This window comes from Pantoea sp. S18, assembly GCF_045689705.1.
Taxonomy (GTDB): Bacteria; Pseudomonadota; Gammaproteobacteria; order Enterobacterales; family Enterobacteriaceae; genus Pantoea; species Pantoea symbiotica.
This window is the reverse complement of the sequence record NZ_CP142688.1, coordinates 3,830,695-3,847,430: the sequence shown is the minus strand read 5'-3', so window position 1 is coordinate 3,847,430 and position 16,736 is coordinate 3,830,695. Positions and strand designations below refer to the sequence as shown.

15 protein-coding genes are annotated in these 16,736 nt (G+C 55.2%); 11 read left to right on the top strand and 4 right to left on the bottom strand.

What is annotated here, in order from left to right:
• Nucleotides 1-141 precede the first annotated feature (141 nt).
• From mreC to tldD, 6 genes are all read left to right on the top strand, one after another.
• Nucleotides 142-1,176 carry a rod shape-determining protein MreC gene (gene mreC / locus VIJ98_RS17800; RefSeq protein ID WP_008101989.1) on the top strand — a complete coding sequence of 345 codons (1,035 nt, stop codon included), beginning with the start codon at nt 142-144 and terminating at the stop codon, nt 1,174-1,176.
• Nucleotides 1,173-1,661, top strand: a complete 489-nt coding sequence (gene mreD / locus VIJ98_RS17795; protein ID WP_008101987.1) for a rod shape-determining protein MreD — start codon at nt 1,173-1,175, stop codon at nt 1,659-1,661. Before mreC ends, mreD begins: the two co-directional genes overlap by 4 nt.
• 8 nt (nt 1,662-1,669) lie before the next feature.
• Nucleotides 1,670-2,263 (top strand): nucleoside triphosphate pyrophosphatase, encoded by a 594-nt coding sequence (locus tag VIJ98_RS17790; RefSeq protein ID WP_008101985.1) that lies wholly within the window; start codon nt 1,670-1,672, stop codon nt 2,261-2,263.
• Nucleotides 2,253-3,722: a ribonuclease G gene (gene rng / locus VIJ98_RS17785; protein WP_061720203.1), complete on the top strand. Its 1,470-nt coding sequence runs from the start codon at nt 2,253-2,255 to the stop codon at nt 3,720-3,722. The genes VIJ98_RS17790 and rng overlap by 11 nt, the downstream gene beginning before the upstream one ends.
• 46 nt (nt 3,723-3,768) lie before the next feature.
• Nucleotides 3,769-7,587, top strand: a complete 3,819-nt coding sequence (gene yhdP, locus VIJ98_RS17780; RefSeq protein ID WP_323275316.1) for an AsmA2 domain-containing protein YhdP — start codon at nt 3,769-3,771, stop codon at nt 7,585-7,587.
• A gap of 64 nt (nt 7,588-7,651) precedes the next feature.
• Entirely contained in the window at nt 7,652-9,097 is a 1,446-nt protein-coding gene (tldD, locus tag VIJ98_RS17775) for a metalloprotease TldD (RefSeq protein ID WP_061720201.1), read from the top strand.
• A gap of 32 nt (nt 9,098-9,129) precedes the next feature.
• Here the strand turns inward: tldD and aaeR are convergent, their stop codons facing one another.
• Entirely contained in the window at nt 9,130-10,047 is a 918-nt protein-coding gene (aaeR, locus tag VIJ98_RS17770; RefSeq protein WP_008101977.1) for an HTH-type transcriptional activator AaeR, read from the bottom strand.
• 259 nt (nt 10,048-10,306) lie between these two features.
• Here aaeR and aaeX point away from each other — a divergent pair, with 259 nt between their 5' ends.
• From aaeX to VIJ98_RS17745, 5 genes are all read left to right on the top strand, one after another.
• Nucleotides 10,307-10,510, top strand: a complete 204-nt coding sequence (aaeX, locus tag VIJ98_RS17765) for a p-hydroxybenzoic acid efflux pump operon protein AaeX (RefSeq protein WP_007891984.1) — start codon at nt 10,307-10,309, stop codon at nt 10,508-10,510.
• A gap of 10 nt (nt 10,511-10,520) precedes the next feature.
• Nucleotides 10,521-11,450, top strand: a complete 930-nt coding sequence (aaeA, locus tag VIJ98_RS17760; protein ID WP_008101975.1) for a p-hydroxybenzoic acid efflux pump subunit AaeA — start codon at nt 10,521-10,523, stop codon at nt 11,448-11,450.
• A gap of 11 nt (nt 11,451-11,461) precedes the next feature.
• Entirely contained in the window at nt 11,462-13,414 is a 1,953-nt protein-coding gene (aaeB, locus tag VIJ98_RS17755) for a p-hydroxybenzoic acid efflux pump subunit AaeB (protein WP_008101973.1), read from the top strand.
• A 111-nt stretch (nt 13,415-13,525) separates the two neighbouring features.
• Nucleotides 13,526-14,980, top strand: coding sequence for an NAD-dependent succinate-semialdehyde dehydrogenase (locus VIJ98_RS17750; protein ID WP_154192847.1), 1,455 nt, complete (start codon nt 13,526-13,528; stop codon nt 14,978-14,980).
• A gap of 25 nt (nt 14,981-15,005) precedes the next feature.
• The gene (locus VIJ98_RS17745; protein ID WP_036647722.1) at nt 15,006-15,275 is read left to right on the top strand and encodes a hypothetical protein; all 270 of its coding nucleotides are present in this window, start codon (nt 15,006-15,008) and stop codon (nt 15,273-15,275) included.
• 50 nt (nt 15,276-15,325) lie between these two features.
• On the opposite strand, the gene yhcN (VIJ98_RS17740) is transcribed toward VIJ98_RS17745, so the two are convergent.
• The 3 genes from yhcN (VIJ98_RS17740) to yhcN (VIJ98_RS17730) form a co-directional block, all read right to left on the bottom strand.
• Entirely contained in the window at nt 15,326-15,592 is a 267-nt protein-coding gene (gene yhcN, locus VIJ98_RS17740) for a peroxide/acid stress response protein YhcN (RefSeq protein ID WP_008101968.1), read from the bottom strand.
• A 102-nt stretch (nt 15,593-15,694) separates the two neighbouring features.
• Nucleotides 15,695-15,961, bottom strand: a complete 267-nt coding sequence (locus tag VIJ98_RS17735; RefSeq protein WP_154154906.1) for a YdgH/BhsA/McbA-like domain containing protein — start codon at nt 15,959-15,961, stop codon at nt 15,695-15,697.
• 90 nt (nt 15,962-16,051) lie between these two features.
• Nucleotides 16,052-16,315, bottom strand: coding sequence for a peroxide/acid stress response protein YhcN (gene yhcN, locus VIJ98_RS17730; RefSeq protein WP_008101965.1), 264 nt, complete (start codon nt 16,313-16,315; stop codon nt 16,052-16,054).
• Nucleotides 16,316-16,736: the final 421 nt, after the last annotated feature.

The window sequence follows — 16,736 nt, the reverse complement described above, 5'->3', positions numbered from 1 at the left end:
GGCCCTGGTCAAATTGCGCAGGGAATAGCGCCTATGCTGACGCTGCTGCTGCAACGCACGACGGCGAGATGCGTCCAGCCCTGGAGGCGTTGGCTATACGGCTAACGCTTCTTCCCTGATGTCGAGGAACACGCAGAATTTATGAAGCCGATTTTTAGCAGGGGACCTTCCCTGCAGTTGCGCCTCTTTCTGGCAGTCATTGTGGCTATCGCGATTATTATCGCTGATAGCCGCGTGAGCTCCTTTTCCCAGATTCGCAACTACCTGGACACGTCGGTCAGTCCATTTTATTTTTTGGCCAACGGGCCAAGACAACTTCTTGATGGCGTTTCCGAAACGCTGGCGTCACGTCAGCAATTGGAGCTGGAAAATAAAGCACTGCGCCGTGAGCTCTTCCTGAAAAACAGTGACTTGCTGATGCTGGGGCAATATAAGCAGGAAAACGCGCGTCTGCGCGAACTGCTTGGCTCGCCGCTGCGCCAGGATGAGCACAAGATGGTGACGCAGGTGATCTCCACCGGCACCGATCCTTATACCGATCAAGTGGTTATCGACAAAGGCAGCGTAAACGGTGTTTACGAAGGCCAGCCGGTGATCAGTGATAAAGGGGTTGTTGGTCAGGTGGTTGCAGTCGGTCAGGTTACCAGCCGCGTATTGCTGATTTGCGATGCATCGCATGCATTGCCGATTCAGGTGTTGCGTAACGATATTCGCGTGATTGCCGCCGGTAATGGCTGCAGCGAAGATCTGCAGCTGGAACATCTGCCGGGCAACACCGATATCCGCGTGGGCGATGTGCTGGTTACGTCTGGCCTGGGCGGCCGCTTCCCGGAAGGTTATCCGGTTGGCGTGGTCTCCTCGGTGAAAGTCGATACGCAGCGTGCTTACACGGTGATTCAGGCGCGTCCAGCGGCTGGCTTGCAGCGTTTGCGCTATCTGTTGCTGCTGTGGGGCGCAGATCGCAACGGCGTAGCACCAATGGCGCCGGACGAAGTGCATCGCGTTGCCAACGAACGTTTGATGCAGATGATGCCGCAGGTTTTGCCGCCAGCAGGCGAAATGGGCCCACCGGCACCGGACACCTTACAGTCATCGCAGCAAATGGGGCCACCGCAACCCGCTAATAGCAGTCGTTCGCAAGGGAATTCTGCGAACACACGCGGAGGCCAGCCTTGAGTCGATATCGCAGCCAGGGCCGATGGGTTATCTGGCTGTCCTTTCTGATTGCCCTCATCCTGCAAATCATGCCGTGGCCGGAACAGATCTTCATGTTCCGGCCTTCATGGCTTTTGCTGATCCTGATTTACTGGGTGCTGGCGCTGCCGCATCGGGTGAATGTTGGTACCGGGTTTTTCCTCGGTGGCATCATGGATCTGGTAGCAGGTTCAACGCTGGGCGTGCGTGCGCTGGCTTTCAGCATCATCGCGTATCTGGTGGCCTTTAAATTTCAGTTATTCCGAAACTTAGCGTTGTGGCAGCAGGCATTAATGGTTATGGTGCTGTCCCTTGCGGTGGATGTGATTGTTTTCTGGGCAGAATTCCTGGTGATCAACGTCTCATTCCGCCCGGAAATCTTCTGGAGTAGTGTGGTCGACGGCGTCCTGTGGCCCTGGCTATTCTTATTGATGAGAAAGATTCGCCGTCAATTCGCTGTTCAGTAAGGAATACTATGATTAGCCTGTACCTCGCATCCGGTTCACCGCGTCGACGTGAGCTGTTAACGCAGCTTGGTCTGCAATTTGAACGCCTGATTACCCACGTAGAAGAGCAGCGTCAGCCAGAAGAAGCGGCCGAAGCGTACGTGCGTCGTCTGGCGTCAGATAAGGCGCGCGCGGGCGTCGCGGTAGCACCGCAGGATTTGCCGGTGCTGGGTGCCGATACCATTGTGGTGCTGAACGGTGAGGTACTGGAAAAACCGCAGGATGCCGCGCACGCCGCCGCGATGCTGAGTAAGCTTTCAGGACAAACCCATCAGGTAATGACCGCCGTAGCGCTGGCTGATAAACAGCGTGAACTGGATTGCCTGGTGACCACGGACGTGACCTTCCGCAAGATGACGGCGGAGGAAATTTCGCACTATATCGCCAGTGGCGAGCCGATGGATAAAGCCGGCGCGTACGGAATTCAGGGCCTTGGCGGCAATTTTGTCCGCAAGATTAATGGAAGCTATCACGCCGTGGTGGGATTGCCGCTGGTTGAGACCGGTGAGCTGCTGAGTCATTTTCAGTCACTGCGAGCGTTAAGGGGACAAGATGACGGCTGAACTGCTGGTAAATGTGACACCTTCGGAAACCCGTGTTGCCTACATTGATGGCGGCATTCTGCAGGAAATCCACATTGAGCGCGAAGCACGACGCGGCATCGTGGGCAACATCTATAAAGGACGCGTCAGTCGCGTCTTGCCGGGTATGCAGGCGGCTTTTGTCGATATCGGCATGGAAAAAGCCGCCTTTCTGCACGCCTCCGATATCATGCCGCACACCGAATGCGTGGCGGGTGATGAGAAGAAAAATTTTGTGGTGCGCGACATCGGCGAACTGGTGCGTCCCGGCCAGGATTTGATGGTGCAGGTGGTGAAAGATCCGCTTGGCACCAAAGGCGCGCGCCTTACCACCGACATTACCTTGCCTTCGCGCTATCTGGTGTTCATGCCTGGCGCATCACACGTTGGCGTCTCACAGCGTATTGAGACCGAAGCCGAGCGCGAACGACTGAAAACGGTGGTTGCGGCGCACTGTGACGATCTCGGCGGCTTTATTATTCGTACCGCCGCCGAAGGCATTGGCTCGGAAGAGCTGTCGCAGGATGCCGCTTTCCTGAAACGTTTGTGGACCAAAGTCAGCGAGCGTAAAAAGCGTAATCAGACGCGCTGCCTGCTGTACGGTGAGCTGGCGTTAGCGCAGCGTGTACTGCGTGATTTCGCCGGTGCCGCGCTGGATCGCATTCGCGTGGACTCGCGTTTGACCTGCGATTTGCTGGTGGAATTCACCAGCGAATACATTCCGGAAATGGCCAGCAAGCTGGAGCTCTACAGCGGCAAGCAGCCGATTTTTGATCTGTTCGATGTCGAGAACGAAATCCAGCGTTCGCTGGAGCGCAAGGTCGAGCTGAAGTCCGGCGGCTATCTGATCATCGATCAAACCGAAGCCATGACCACGGTGGATATCAACACCGGCGCGTTTGTCGGACACCGTAATCTCGACGAAACCATCTTCAATACCAACATCGAAGCGACGCAAGCTATCGCGCGTCAGCTGCGACTGCGCAACCTCGGCGGCATCATCATTATCGATTTCATCGACATGAGTAACGACGAACATCGCCGTCGCGTGCTGCATTCGCTGGAGAGTGCGCTGAGCAAAGATCGGGTGAAAACCGGCATCAACGGTTTCTCGGCGCTGGGTTTGGTGGAGATGACGCGCAAGCGTACGCGTGAAAGTATTGAACATGTGCTGTGCGCCGATTGCCCGGTGTGCAAAGGGCGCGGCACCTTGAAAACGGTGGAAACCGTCTGCTATGAGATCATGCGTGAAATTGTGCGCGTGCATCACGCCTACGATTCTGACCGCTTCCTGGTGTACGTTTCCCCGGCGGTGGGCGACGCGCTGAAGGGCGAAGAGTCACACGCGTTGGCGGAAGTGGAAATCTTCGTCGGTAAGCAAGTCAAAGTTCATGTTGAACCGCTCTACACCCAAGAGCAGTTTGATGTCGTCATGATGTGATCGTGAGGTTCAGTTCCGTAAGCCAACGGACAGCAAGGAGAGGTGTGTGAGGCGGTTGCCGAGGATTTTGTTACTGCTGCTCGCCGCAATCATCGTAATTGTGGCGCTGCTGGTCAGCGGGTTGCGCCTCGTGATGCCGCACCTCAACAGTTATCGCAGCGATATTCTGCAGACGATCTCACGCGTCAGCGGCGTCACGGTCGATGCCAGCGAACTGCAAGGGAAATGGGAGAATTTCGGCCCGACGCTGCAGGTGCGCGATCTCAAAATCTCGATGCAGGAAGATGGTCAACTCACCATCGGCCGCGTCAATCTGGCGCTCAACGTGTGGCAATCGCTGCTGCACTGGCGCTGGCAATTCCGCGATCTCACCTTCTGGCAGCTGCATCTCGAAACCAATCATCCGCTGTTTACCAGCGACGAACAGAAGAACAGCTTCAAACCGGCGCAAATCAACGATCTGTTTTTGCGTCAGTTCGATCACTTCGATCTGCGCGACAGCAGCATTCGTTTTCTGACGCCGTCCGGCCAACACGCCGAACTGGCGATTCCGCGCCTCACCTGGCTGAACGAAAATACCCGTCACCGCGCGGAGGGCGAAGTGAGCCTCTCCAGTTTTACCGGCCAGCATGGCGTGGTGCAGGTGCGGCTTGATCTCAATGACAACAACGGCTTACTCAGCGATGGTCGCATCTGGATGCAGGCCGATGATGTTGATGTGCGGCCGTGGATTGGTCCGTGGCTGCGTGACAACACCAGTCTTGAAAGCGCACGTTTCAGTCTGGCTGCGTGGGCGAATTTGCGTGATGGCGATCTCTACGCCGGTGATTTGCTGCTGAGCAAAGGCGGTGCGCGCTGGCGCGGCGAGCAGGGAGATCATCAATTACAGGTCGATGGCTTAACTGCGCACTTGTCGCGCTATCAGAATGGCTGGAGCCTTTCGGTACCGCAAACCCGTTTAACCACCGACGGCATCGCGTGGGCGCCAGGGCATTTTTCTCTGCTGTGGAAGCCTGAAGATAAGCAGATGCTCGGCGCCAACAGCGCGGCGGAAGTGCGCGTGCGTGCCACCCAACTCGACTTAGAACGTCTGGCATCGATCGTGCCGCTGTTTAAGCCACTTTCCCCCACTTTGCTGGATAACTGGCGTTCACTGCAACCGCGCGGCCACATTGATGCGCTGGCGCTGGATATCCCGTTGCAGCAGCCGGAGCAAATGCGTTTGCAGGCGAAGTGGCGCGATCTCGCCTGGCAACAGTGGGAATTGCTGCCGGGTATCAGCAATCTCAGCGGTAGCGCCAGCGGTAGCTTAAACAACGGTTTGCTGGATGTGGCGATGGGCCAGGCGGAAGTACCGTACGGCGATATGTTCCAGGCTCCGCTGCAAATCAAACAGATCACCGGCCAGCTTAACTGGCTGCGTGATGCCAACGGCTTAACGCTGGATGGACATCAGCTGGATGTGCAGGCGCGTTCGCTGTGGGCGCGCGGCGATTTCCGTTACCAGCAGAATTTGGGGACCGCGCCTCGCCTTGATATTCTCGCCGGGATTCGCGTCACCGATGCCGGCGATGCGTGGCGCTACTTCCCGCAGCAGCTAATGGGCCACGATCTTACGCACTATCTCAGCGACGCGATTAAAGGCGGGCAGGTAGATAACGCCACGCTGCTGTTTGCTGGCGATCCCGCGCTGTTCCCGTTCAAACACAATGACGGCATGTTTGAAGTTTGGGTACCACTGCGCAATTCCACCTTCCAGTTCCAGCCCGGCTGGCCTGCACTGGAAAATCTCGACATCAATCTCGACTTCCTCAACAACGGTTTGTGGATGAAAGCCGAGCAAACCAAGCTCGGCGAAGTTGATGCGCGCAACGTCAGCGCGGTGATTCCAGATTATCTAAAAGAGAAGTTGATTATCGATGGCGATATCAGCGGCGAAGGTAAAAAAATCGCCGACTATTTCGAGCAAACGCCGCTGAAGCCAACGCTCGGCGCGGCGCTGCAGGAGTTGCAGATTGGCGGCAATGTGCGCGGCAAACTCAATCTCGATATTCCGCTGGATGGCGAGCAGGTGCATGCCAGCGGCAATGTGGTGCTGAACAACAACACGCTGCATATCAAACCGTTAAAAACCACGCTGAACAATCTCACCGGCCGCTTCCGTTACAACAACGGCAATCTGGAGAGTGAAGAGTTGCAAGCCAACTGGTTCGGGCAGCCAACCGGCGTGAGTTTTAGCACGCAAGAGAATCCCAACGACTTTGGCGTGAACGTCAAGCTGCTGGGCGATTGGCAGCCAGGTAAACTTAAGGTGCTGCCGGACGCCATCGCGCGTCAGTTAGGTGGCTCTTTACCGTGGCAGGGCAATGTGGATATCACGCTGCCGCACAAAGGTGGCGCAACCTACAAAGTTGCACTGCAAGGCGAGGGCAAAGCAGTAAGTAGTCACTTACCTGCGCCGCTGGATAAAGTGGCCGGTGAAGCAATGCCGATCACCATCAATGCGGAGGGCGATCTCAAAGGCTTTACCTTGAGCGGTAGCGTGCGCGAGCACCATCGTTTCAATAGCCGCTGGATTCTGGAGCCGCAGCTGCGTGTTGATCGCGGTATCTGGCTTAACGATGCGAAAAGCACACCGAAGCTGCCGGAAAAACGCGGCATGGAGCTGAATCTTCCGCCGCTGGATGGCGAAGCCTGGATGGGGATGATGGCTGGCGCGGGCAGTTCGCGTAACGCTCAGGGCGAACCAGAAGTGGGGGGCGCACTGCTGCCGGGTGACTTCATTCTGCGGACACCGGCGCTAACGCTCGGTGGTCAGCAATGGCACGACGTTAACGCCACCGTCACGCAGGGCGCAGGCGGCAACACGCGTTTGCAGCTGGAGAGCCGTGAAGCACGTGGCAGTTTGCAGACGTCGCAGCAGTCTCCGTGGCAGATCAACCTGAGTTATCTTTACTACAATCCTGAATGGGCCGAGAAAACCAGCGGGAAATCATCGCCGTTTGGCGGTAACAGCAGCAACATCAACTTCAGCAGTTGGCCAGCGTTGCAGCTTAACTGTGATGAGTGCTGGTTGCGCGGACAGAAATTCGGTCACATGCAGGCGAAGCTACAGCCGCAAGGAGATACGTTAGCACTTACTAACGCTTCGATTGATTCTGGCAGCTCGAAGCTCAACGTGGCGGGTGAATGGGTCAATAAACCCGGCGATCAGCGCACTTCACTGAAGGGCAGCCTGAGTGGCGACAATATTAATGACGCCGCCAACTGGTTTGGCATGAACACGCCGCTGCGCGACGCACCCTTCAAACTCGATTACGATTTGCACTGGCGTTCTGCACCGTGGCAACCATCGGTAGAGACGCTGAGCGGTACGCTGAAAAGCCACTTTGGCAAAGGCCAGATCGCCGATGTTAATACCGGTCGCGCGGGACAGCTGCTGCGTCTGTTTAGCTTCGATGCCTTGCTACGTAAGATGCGCTTCGATTTCAGCGACACCTTTAGTGATGGTTTCTATTTCGATTCGATTAACGGCACTGCGTGGATTGAAAACGGCGTGATGCGCACCGATAACCTGCTGGTGGATGGCCTTGAAGCGGATATCGCCATGAAGGGCAACATCGATTTGGTGAAGCGTCAGATCGACATGGAAGCGGTGGTTGCCCCGGAAATCTCCGCCTCGGTCGGCGTCGCCACCGCCTTTGTGATCAATCCGGTGGTTGGCGCAGCAGTGTTCGCGGCCAGTAAAGTACTGGGGCCGCTGTGGAATAAGATTTCGCTGTTGCGTTACCACATCAGCGGACCGCTGGATAAGCCTGAAATCAATGAAGTACTGCGCAAACCGCGCGAAGACGATAAGAAGTGAATTTGACGCCGTCGGGTAATTGCCGCAGGCTATGACTATCCGAGCACATAATGAGTGAGAAACGATGACTCTGAATCTGGTAAGTGAGCAGTTGCTAACTGCGAACAGCATTAATCAGCAGGACCTTTACTCCCTGTTAGGGCAGCTTTCAGAACGTCGTCTGGATTATGCCGATCTCTATTTCCAGTCCAGTTTCCACGAATCCTGGGTGCTGGAAGACAAAATTATCAAAGATGGTTCTTACCATATCGATCAGGGCGTGGGCGTCCGCGCCGTTAGCGGCGAGAAAACCGGTTTCGCCTACGCTGACCAGATTTCCCTGAATGCACTGCGTCAGTCGTCTGAAGCGGCGCGCAGCATTGTGCGTGAGCAAGGCAACGGCAAAGCGCATACCTTATCGGCGGTCCTGAACCGCTCGCTGTATGCGCCGGTTAATCCGCTGGATAGCCTGACGCGTGAAGACAAAATTGCTCTGCTGCATCGCGTTGATAAAGTGGCGCGCGCTGCCGATCCGCGCGTGCAGGAAGTGAATGCCAGCCTGAGCGGCGTCTACGAACAAGTGCTGGTGGCGGCAACTGACGGCACGCTGGCGGCAGATATTCGTCCGCTGGTGCGTCTTTCCATCAGCGTGCAGGTCGAAGATCAAGGTAAACGCGAGCGTGGCTCAAGCGGCGGCGGCGCGCGTACCGGTTATGAATTCTTCCTCGCCGATGAGAGCGGTGATGTGCGTGCCGATGCCTGGGCGCGTGAAGCGGTGCGCATGGCGCTGGTCAATCTTTCTGCCGTGGCGGCGCCCGCTGGCATGTTGCCGGTGGTGCTGGGCGCGGGCTGGCCGGGCGTGCTGCTGCACGAAGCGGTTGGACATGGTCTGGAGGGTGACTTCAACCGTCGTGCGACATCGGTATTCAGCGGCAAAATGGGCCAGTTGGTGGCTTCTGAGCTGTGTACCGTGGTTGACGATGGCACCATTGAAGGTCTGCGCGGTTCGCTGGCCGTCGATGATGAAGGCGTGCCGGGCCAATACAATATGCTGATCGAAAATGGCGTGTTGAAAGGCTACATGCAGGACAAGCTGAACGCGCGCCTGATGGGCGTTAATCCAACTGGTAACGGTCGCCGTGAATCTTACGCGCACCTGCCAATGCCGCGCATGACTAACACTTACATGCTGGCAGGCAAATCAACGCCGCAAGATATCATTGAAAGCGTGGAGTACGGCATTTATGCGCCGAACTTCGGTGGCGGCCAGGTTGATATCACCTCCGGCAAGTTCGTGTTCTCCACCTCAGAAGCTTACCTAATCGAGAAAGGCAAAGTGACTACGCCAGTCAAAGGCGCCACGCTGATTGGCTCCGGCATTGAAGCGATGCAGCAGATCTCGATGGTAGGCAACGATCTGGCGCTGGATAAAGGCGTCGGCGTATGTGGTAAAGAGGGACAAAGTGTACCGGTTGGCGTGGGCCAGCCAACGCTGAAGCTGGATAAAATCACCGTAGGTGGCACCGCCTAATGCTGTAGGGTCGCCATTTATGGCGACCTGCTTCAACCCTTCCGATGCTGCTGATACTGCTGCGCCACCTGTTTGAAATACTCGGTCAGATAATCAATACAGACCTGCACTTTCAGCGGCAGCTTATCTTTCTCGGTATAGAGCGCATACACCGGGCGCGGCTCCGAGTGATATTGCGGGAACAGAATATCGATTTCCCCCGCGCTGATCTCATCAATCACCCACATCAACGGCACATAGGCGATACCGCAACCTGCTTTTAGCCAGCGAATCAGCGTCTGCGAATCGTTGGTGACGAAACGGCCCTGCGGCGTCAGGCGCGTCACTAATCCTTCCGGCGCAACCAGTTCAAAAGTGTTATCCGGTCGCACGCTGTATTCCAGCCAGGAAAAATTATCGATCTCGCCGGGTTTCTCTGGCGTGCCGTGCTGCGCCAGATAGCTCTTCGCCGCACACACCACCATCGGCATCGCACCCAGCCGACGCGAGAACAAGTTCGAATCCTGCAACGCACCTACGCGCACCACCAAATCCAAACCGTTGGCGATCAGATCGGGTGCAGGAATGCCCGTCACCAGATTGACGCTCAAACCCGGATATTCGCGTAACATTTCGCTGGTCATCGCCGATAAGACATTTTGCGCCATCGTCGATGAGCAGCCGATGCGTAGAATACCGATCGGCGTATTGTTGAAGGCATACAGCTGCTCGTGCACCTGCGAAGCCTCCGCTAACATGCGGCGACAGCCCTGAAAATAGATCTTTCCGGCTTCGGTCAGGCCAATGCTGCGCGTGCTGCGATTAAGCAATTTGACCTGTAACTCATCTTCCAGTTTGGCGACAATCTGGCTGATAGACGAAACGCTGAGCTGTAGCTGGCGCGCCGCAGCGGTAAATGAACCCAATTCAACCACTTTGGCGAAAATGGACATGCTTTTAAGTCGATCCATTGTTTACTCTGGCTAAAAAGTGATTTAGCTCACAATATGTAGAAAACGTATAGTCAAGCGCGTTACTATACGCGTCGCTGGGTCTCTTCACTGCACCTGTACATGGCTGTGTTAACCCGATGATACGCTATGATTAGCTCAACGCGGCCTGAATGTTGCCATCAGTTTATCCGTCATCCCCTGATCGTAAACCCAACATGCCGCACGGCATGTGGGCAGGTATCGGTGCAATCCGGCAAGGTCGAACTAAGGATCCGAAATGAGTGTGCTTCCGGTATTTGTCGTATTCGGGCTGAGTTTTCCGCCCATCTTCGTTGAACTATTAGTTTCACTGGCGCTGTTCTGGCTGGTGAAACGCGTGCTGACGCCCAGCGGGATCTACGATCTGGTTTGGCATCCCGCACTGTTTAACACCGCACTGTATTGCTGTGTGTTTTACCTTGTATCCCGTTTATTCGTCTGAGGTTCTTTAAGTGAAAGCGCTAATAAGAAAAATCGCGCGATACGCGATTACACTCCTGCTGGTTGTCATCGCCATCGTGATCATCTTCCGCGCGTGGGTGTTCTACACCGAATCACCGTGGACGCGTGATGCCAAATTCTCTGCCGATGTCGTGGCGATCTCGCCTGACGTCACCGGCATCATCACTGACGTGCCGGTGCACGATAACCAACTGGTGAAAAAAGGCGATACGCTGTTTGTGGTTGACCGTCCGCGCTACCAAAAAGCGCTGGATGAAGCCCAGGCGGATGTCGAATATTACCAGGCTTTGGTGAGTGAAAAACGCCGTGAAGCCACGCGTCGCAATCAGTTGGGTACCAGCGCTATGTCGCGTGAAGCGATTGAGCAATCCAACAACGATCTGCAAACCAGCGAGCATCAACTGGCGAAGTCCGTTGCCACGCGCGATCTGGCGGTGATCGACCTCGATCGCACCACCATCAAAGCGCCATCTGACGGCTGGGTCACCAACCTCAATGTTTATCAGGGCGAATTTATCACGCGCGGTTCAGTCGCCGTGGCGCTGGTACAACAGCACTCCTTCTATGTGCTGGCCTATATGGAAGAGACCAAGCTGGATGGCGTGCGCCCTGGCTTCCGCGCGCAAATCACGCCGTTGGGTAGCAACGCAGTGCTGCGCGGTACCGTCGACAGCATCGCGGCAGGCGTAACCAACAGCAGCAGCAGCAGCGACAGCAAAGGCATGGCGACCATCGACTCGAATCTTGAGTGGGTGCGTCTGGCGCAGCGTGTTCCGGTGCGTATTCGTCTTGATGAGCAACCGGGCAACCGCTTCCCGGCGGGTACCACCGCAACGGTGGTGATCACCGGTGCGCAGGATCGCGAAACCAAAGTCTCGCCGCTGGCGCAGTTGTTCAATCGCCTGCGTGAGTTTGGTTAAGCGAGGGCGATATGATTGAGTTTTTGCGTTTCCCGGTGAAGCTCACCTTCGCGCTGGTTGCGGCGTTGATGATTGGCTTTCACTTCAATCTGGAAACGCCGCGTTGGGCGGTGATGACAGCCGGCATTGTGGCCGGTGGTACCGCCTTTGCTGCGGGGGGCGATCCCTATTCTGGCGCACTGCGCTATCGCGGCATTCTGCGCATCATCGGTACCTTCATTGGCTGTATTGCCGCGCTCACCATCATGATTGCTACGGTGCGTGCGCCGGTGGTGATGCTGCTGCTGTGCTGTATGTGGGCTGGCATGTGCGTGTGGCTCTCTTCGCTGATCAAAGTCGAAAACTCCTATGCGCTCGGCCTTGCCGGTTATACCGCGCTGATCATCGTGGTCACGGCGGATGCCAGCGGCGGCTTAACGCTGGCTCCGCAGTTTGCGGTTGAGCGCTGCAGTGAAATCGTCATCGGTATTCTGTGTGCGATTCTCGCCGACATGCTGTTCTCGCCGCGTTCGATCAAAAAAGTGATTGAGCAGGAAGTGGATGCGCTGCTGGTGGCGCACTACAAACTGCTGCAGCTGTGCGTTGCGCATGAAGATAAAGACGAAGTGGATAAAGCCTGGAGCGCGTTAGTGCGTCGCACCACGGCGCTCAACGGCATGCGCGGCCAACTGATGATGGAATCGTCACGCTGGAAAAACTCCAGTCGCCGCCTGCAAATGCTCAACACCTTATCGCTAACGCTGATCACCCAGGCCGCCGAAACCTTCCTGATTCAAAACTCGCGCCCGGAATACATTCCACCGCACTATCGTTTGCTGATCGAAAAAGAGGTCAACGACGTCAACGATGTGCATAAGCGCATGAAGGTGATGCGTCGCTTGATTGGCGTGAGCAGCAAAACCGTGCCGGTAACGCTGGCGAGTTGGGTGGGCGCAGCCACCGAATATCTGCTGCTGATTAACGGCATCAAAAGCAACAGCCGCATTACCACGCTGGAAGAGAGCATTCTGCAGCGCGAAGTGGTGATTCAGGCACGCTCCGCTGAAACCCATCATGCGATGATCAACGGCGTGCGTACCTTTGTCGCCACCGCGCTGGGTTCTCTGTTCTGGCTGTATACCGGCTGGACATCCGGCAGCGGCTGCATGGTGATGCTGGCGGTGATTACTGCGCTGGCGATGCGTATGCCGAATCCGTTGATGATGGCGAAAGACTTTCTTTACGGCATGACGGTTGCGGTGCCGCTCGGTGCGCTTTACTTCATCTTTATTCTGCCCGCGACCCAGCAAAGTGCGCTGTTGTTGTGTATCGCCATCGGCGCGCTGGGTTTTATCGGCGGCATCTTCGTGCAGCGCCGCCAGTTAGGTACGCTGGGCGCGCTGATTGGTACCATCAACGTGCTGGTACTGGATAACCCGATGAAGTTCGAGTTCAACGTGTTCCTTGATAACGTGTTGGGCCAGGTGATTGGCTGCTTTGTGGCGATGATGGTGATTCTGCTGATTCGTGATAAATCGCGCGATCGTACCGGACGTAAGCTGCTGAACCGCTTTATGTATGCAGCGGTTGCCGCGCTTACCACCAATCAGGCGCGTCGTCGTGAAAACCACTTGCCCGCGCTGTATCAGCAACTGTTCTTGCTGCTTAACCTGTTCCCCGGCGATATCGATAAATACCGTATTGCGCTGACGCTGATTATCGGCCATCAACGCCTGCGTAATGCCGAAGTGCCGGTGAATGCCGATCTCTCGGCCTATCACCGCCAGCTGCGTTACACCGCCGATCGCATTATCTCCGCGACCAGCGATGACAAGCGCCGCTATTACTTCGAGCGGCTGCTGCAGGAGCTGGATGTGTATCAGGAGAAGCTGCAGCACTATGCGGCACCTGATAACGTCACCGAACCGGTGAAACGCCTGGCGCTGATGCTGGATAAGTATCAGAACACCTTAATACAAATCTGAAACTGGCCGCTGCAACCTGCAGCGGCCTTTTAGATCCCACGCTGACACAAAAACCTCTGATATTGGCATCTATACTTTCCTGACAGGACGCAAACTGACAGGAGAAAACCGATGTCCACTTCCCTGCAACAACACGAATTATTCAAGACCGGCTATTTCGCCGATGGCCAGTGGCATAACGCCAGCGCGACCTTTGAGGTGACCAATCCTGCCACCGGCGAAGTCATTGCCAACGTAGCGAAAGCCGGCCAGCACGAAACTGAGCAGGCGATTGCCGCCGCGCAGCGTGCATTTCCCGCCTGGCGTGACAAAACCGCCAAGGCGCGTGCCGATATCCTCAATCGCTGGTATCAGCTGATCATTGAGAACAAAAGCTGGCTCGGCCAGTTGATGACCGCCGAGCAGGGTAAACCGCTCAAAGAAGCCGAAGGTGAAGTGGAATACGCCGCCAGCTTTATTCAGTGGTTTGCCGAACAGGCGAAACGCGCCAACGGGGAAATCATCCCGCCAGCTAAACCGGGTTCGCGCATTCTGGCGACGCGTGAACCGATTGGTGTGGTCGCAGCGATCACGCCGTGGAATTTCCCGATGGCGATGCTGACGCGCAAACTCGGTCCTGCGTTGGCCGCTGGTTGTACCGGCATCATCAAACCCGCGAATAACACGCCGTTGAGCGCCTTCGCGCTGCTGGCGCTGGCGCAGAAAGCCGGCGTGCCTGATGGCGTGCTCAATGCGGTGGCGGGCGATACGCATGCCATCAGCGACGCGATCATGGCTAGCAAAGCGGTGCGCAAAATTTCCTTTACCGGTTCCACCGCAGTGGGCAAAACGCTGATGCGTAATGCCGCCGAAACCATGAAAAAAGTCTCGATGGAGTTAGGCGGCAATGCGCCTTATATCGTGTTTGATGATGCCGATATTGATGCGGCGGTGCAGGGCGCGATTGCTAACAAATTCCGCAATGCCGGACAGGTGTGCGTCAGCGTTAACCGCTTCTATGTGCATAACGCGGTGTACGATCGCTTCGTCAATCAACTGGCCGATGCGGTGGGTAAACTCAAAGTCGGTAATGGCGTGGAAGAGGGCGTGATTGTCGGCCCGCTGATTGAGCAGTCCGCGCTGGAGAAAGTGGAAGAGCACGTCAAAGATGCGTTAAGCAAAGGCGGCAAATTGCTGGTTGGCGGCGAACGTCATCCTCTTGGTGGCAATTTCTGGCAACCGACGGTCATCGCCGAAGCACATGAAGAGATGAAGCTGGCGCAGGAAGAGACGTTTGGTCCGGTTGCGGCCTGTTTCCGCTTTGATGATGAAGCCGAGGTGATTGCGCGCGCCAACAATACTGAATATGGCCTGGCAGCTTACTTCTACACGCAGAATTTGCAGCGGGTGTTCCGCGTCTCAGCGGCGCTGGAAGCGGGCATGATCGGTATTAACGAATGCGCGGTATCAACGGAGCTGGCACCGTTTGGCGGGGTGAAAGAATCCGGTTTGGGACGCGAAGGCTCAGTGTTGGGGATGGAAGAGTATCTGGAAGTCAAAGCGTTGCACCTCGGCGGACTCAGCTAGCCGCGACAACTAAGAGGGCGTCATGATGAGAACCGAGCGTTTCGATTTCGATGAGATTGTCGATCAAGCCCATTTTTATCGACAGTTTAGCGATCGTTTTGCGCTAGCCGATCTCGCCATCAACGATCTTGACGATCTTTGGGATGCGATTGTGGGTGAGCAACTGCCGTTGCCGCTGGAGATTGAGTTTGTAAATCTAGGGAAAGGGCAGAAACGCCGGTATGGCGCATTGATCCTGCTATTTGATGAAGCAGAAGAGGAGCTGGAGGGCCAGCTCCGCTTCAATATAAAGTAAAAAGGGCCCCGGCGAGCGGGGCCAAAGGGTTCGTCTTAATTGACGAGGAATTACTTATACAGCTCAGCTGTCACGTGATAGCTGTCGCCGGTTTTCGCTTCAATCACTTTGTAAGCGCTGGCACCTTGCTCATCCGCTTTCTGAGAAAGCTCGGCACGATAATCCATTGGCGAACCGCCGGTTCCGCTGATTGAAATAGTGCTGCCGGTAGGTTGCAGATTCTGCGCCTGTTGTTCAGTCACCAGCTGTGCTGCAGAAGCACCAAAGGCGAACAGGGAAAGCAGAGTAGCAGTTGCGATGGTTGTTTTGATTTTCATAATTTTCTCCTCGTTTAATCAACAACCTGCGGCAGAAAAGGGGTAGGCGGGTCGTCGATCTATTGCCTGGCGCCTTCAAGGCGCCGGACGTTCAATTAGTGATTATTTGTAGAGTTCAGCAGTAACGTGGAAGGTATCGCCACGGTTGCTCTCAATAATGCGGTAATGGCTAGCACCCTGCGCATCGGCTTTCTGTGACAGTTCCTGACGAACGTTGGTTTGGTCGCCGTCAACACCGCTCACGCTGATGGTTTGGTTCAGGGATTGCAGCTGTTCAGCTTGTTCGTTTGAAACCAGGCTTGCGGCGCTCGCGCCAAAAGAAAGAACAGAAGCCAGGCCCAGTACTGCGATAGCTAATTTGGTTTTCATGATTCACTCTCCTGAAATTGGGGTCGGCAACCTGAGAGGCAAGAGCGTCTCAAACGGGTCGCCGTTCACATTGCGTCTTAAGTCAGTAACTTATTTATACAGCTCAGCGGTTGCGTGGTAGCTGTCACCGGTATTCGCCTCGATCACGCGGTATGCTTTCGCACCTTGCTGATCGGCTTTATCGTTTAACTGCTGACGGATATCCATTGGAGAACCGCCCACGCCGCTGACGCTGATGGTGCCTGCGGATTGCAGATTCGCTGCCTGTTCGGCATTAATAGAATCTGCTGCAAAAGCACCAAATGACAGAGCAGATAGAACACTCAGGGTTGCGATAGTAGTTTTAACGTTCATGATATTTTTCCTCGTCGTCTATTTTTATCTTTTTCTTTCGTGTGATTTGCATCACGAAACTAAGTATAGATCTAATCACCCATGAAATTAATATCCAGCTAATAATGTTTGGTTGTAATTCTTTATCCTTATGGCACTTTTTTAGAACCTGAAGTTATAAAAAACGCCTGGATCTTAACCATAGGTGGTTATTTAGCCGTAAAAACAATGATCTACATCAAATTATCTTTTAGTGCGAAAGATCATGGTTGATCTCGCTGGCTGATACGCATGGAGAAGGGAAAGGCACTGAGCACGATGTGTAAAGCAGTGTAAAATAGCGCATAAGGTTAAGCAGGCGCAAAGGTCGTACCAATCTATTAGCTTGAAAAGAAGCGCTAAGCATATGGATAACTTATTATTTACAAAGGGGTTTGTAACA

Bases quoted from the DNA above. Each gene is read 5' to 3' on its own strand.
- mreC (WP_008101989.1), top strand. From the start codon at position 142: ATGAAGCCGATTTTTAGCAGGGGACCTTCCCTGCAGTTGCGCCTCTTT.
- VIJ98_RS17790 (WP_008101985.1), top strand. From the start codon at position 1,670: ATGATTAGCCTGTACCTCGCATCCGGTTCACCGCGTCGACGTGAGCTG.
- rng (WP_061720203.1), top strand. From the start codon at position 2,253: ATGACGGCTGAACTGCTGGTAAATGTGACACCTTCGGAAACCCGTGTT.
- tldD (WP_061720201.1), top strand. From the start codon at position 7,652: ATGACTCTGAATCTGGTAAGTGAGCAGTTGCTAACTGCGAACAGCATT.
- aaeR (WP_008101977.1), bottom strand. From the start codon at position 10,047: ATGGATCGACTTAAAAGCATGTCCATTTTCGCCAAAGTGGTTGAATTG.
- aaeX (WP_007891984.1), top strand. From the start codon at position 10,307: ATGAGTGTGCTTCCGGTATTTGTCGTATTCGGGCTGAGTTTTCCGCCC.
- aaeB (WP_008101973.1), top strand. From the start codon at position 11,462: ATGATTGAGTTTTTGCGTTTCCCGGTGAAGCTCACCTTCGCGCTGGTT.
- VIJ98_RS17750 (WP_154192847.1), top strand. From the start codon at position 13,526: ATGTCCACTTCCCTGCAACAACACGAATTATTCAAGACCGGCTATTTC.
- VIJ98_RS17745 (WP_036647722.1), top strand. From the start codon at position 15,006: ATGAGAACCGAGCGTTTCGATTTCGATGAGATTGTCGATCAAGCCCAT.
- yhcN (WP_008101968.1), bottom strand. From the start codon at position 15,592: ATGAAAATCAAAACAACCATCGCAACTGCTACTCTGCTTTCCCTGTTC.
- VIJ98_RS17735 (WP_154154906.1), bottom strand. From the start codon at position 15,961: ATGAAAACCAAATTAGCTATCGCAGTACTGGGCCTGGCTTCTGTTCTT.
- yhcN (WP_008101965.1), bottom strand. From the start codon at position 16,315: ATGAACGTTAAAACTACTATCGCAACCCTGAGTGTTCTATCTGCTCTG.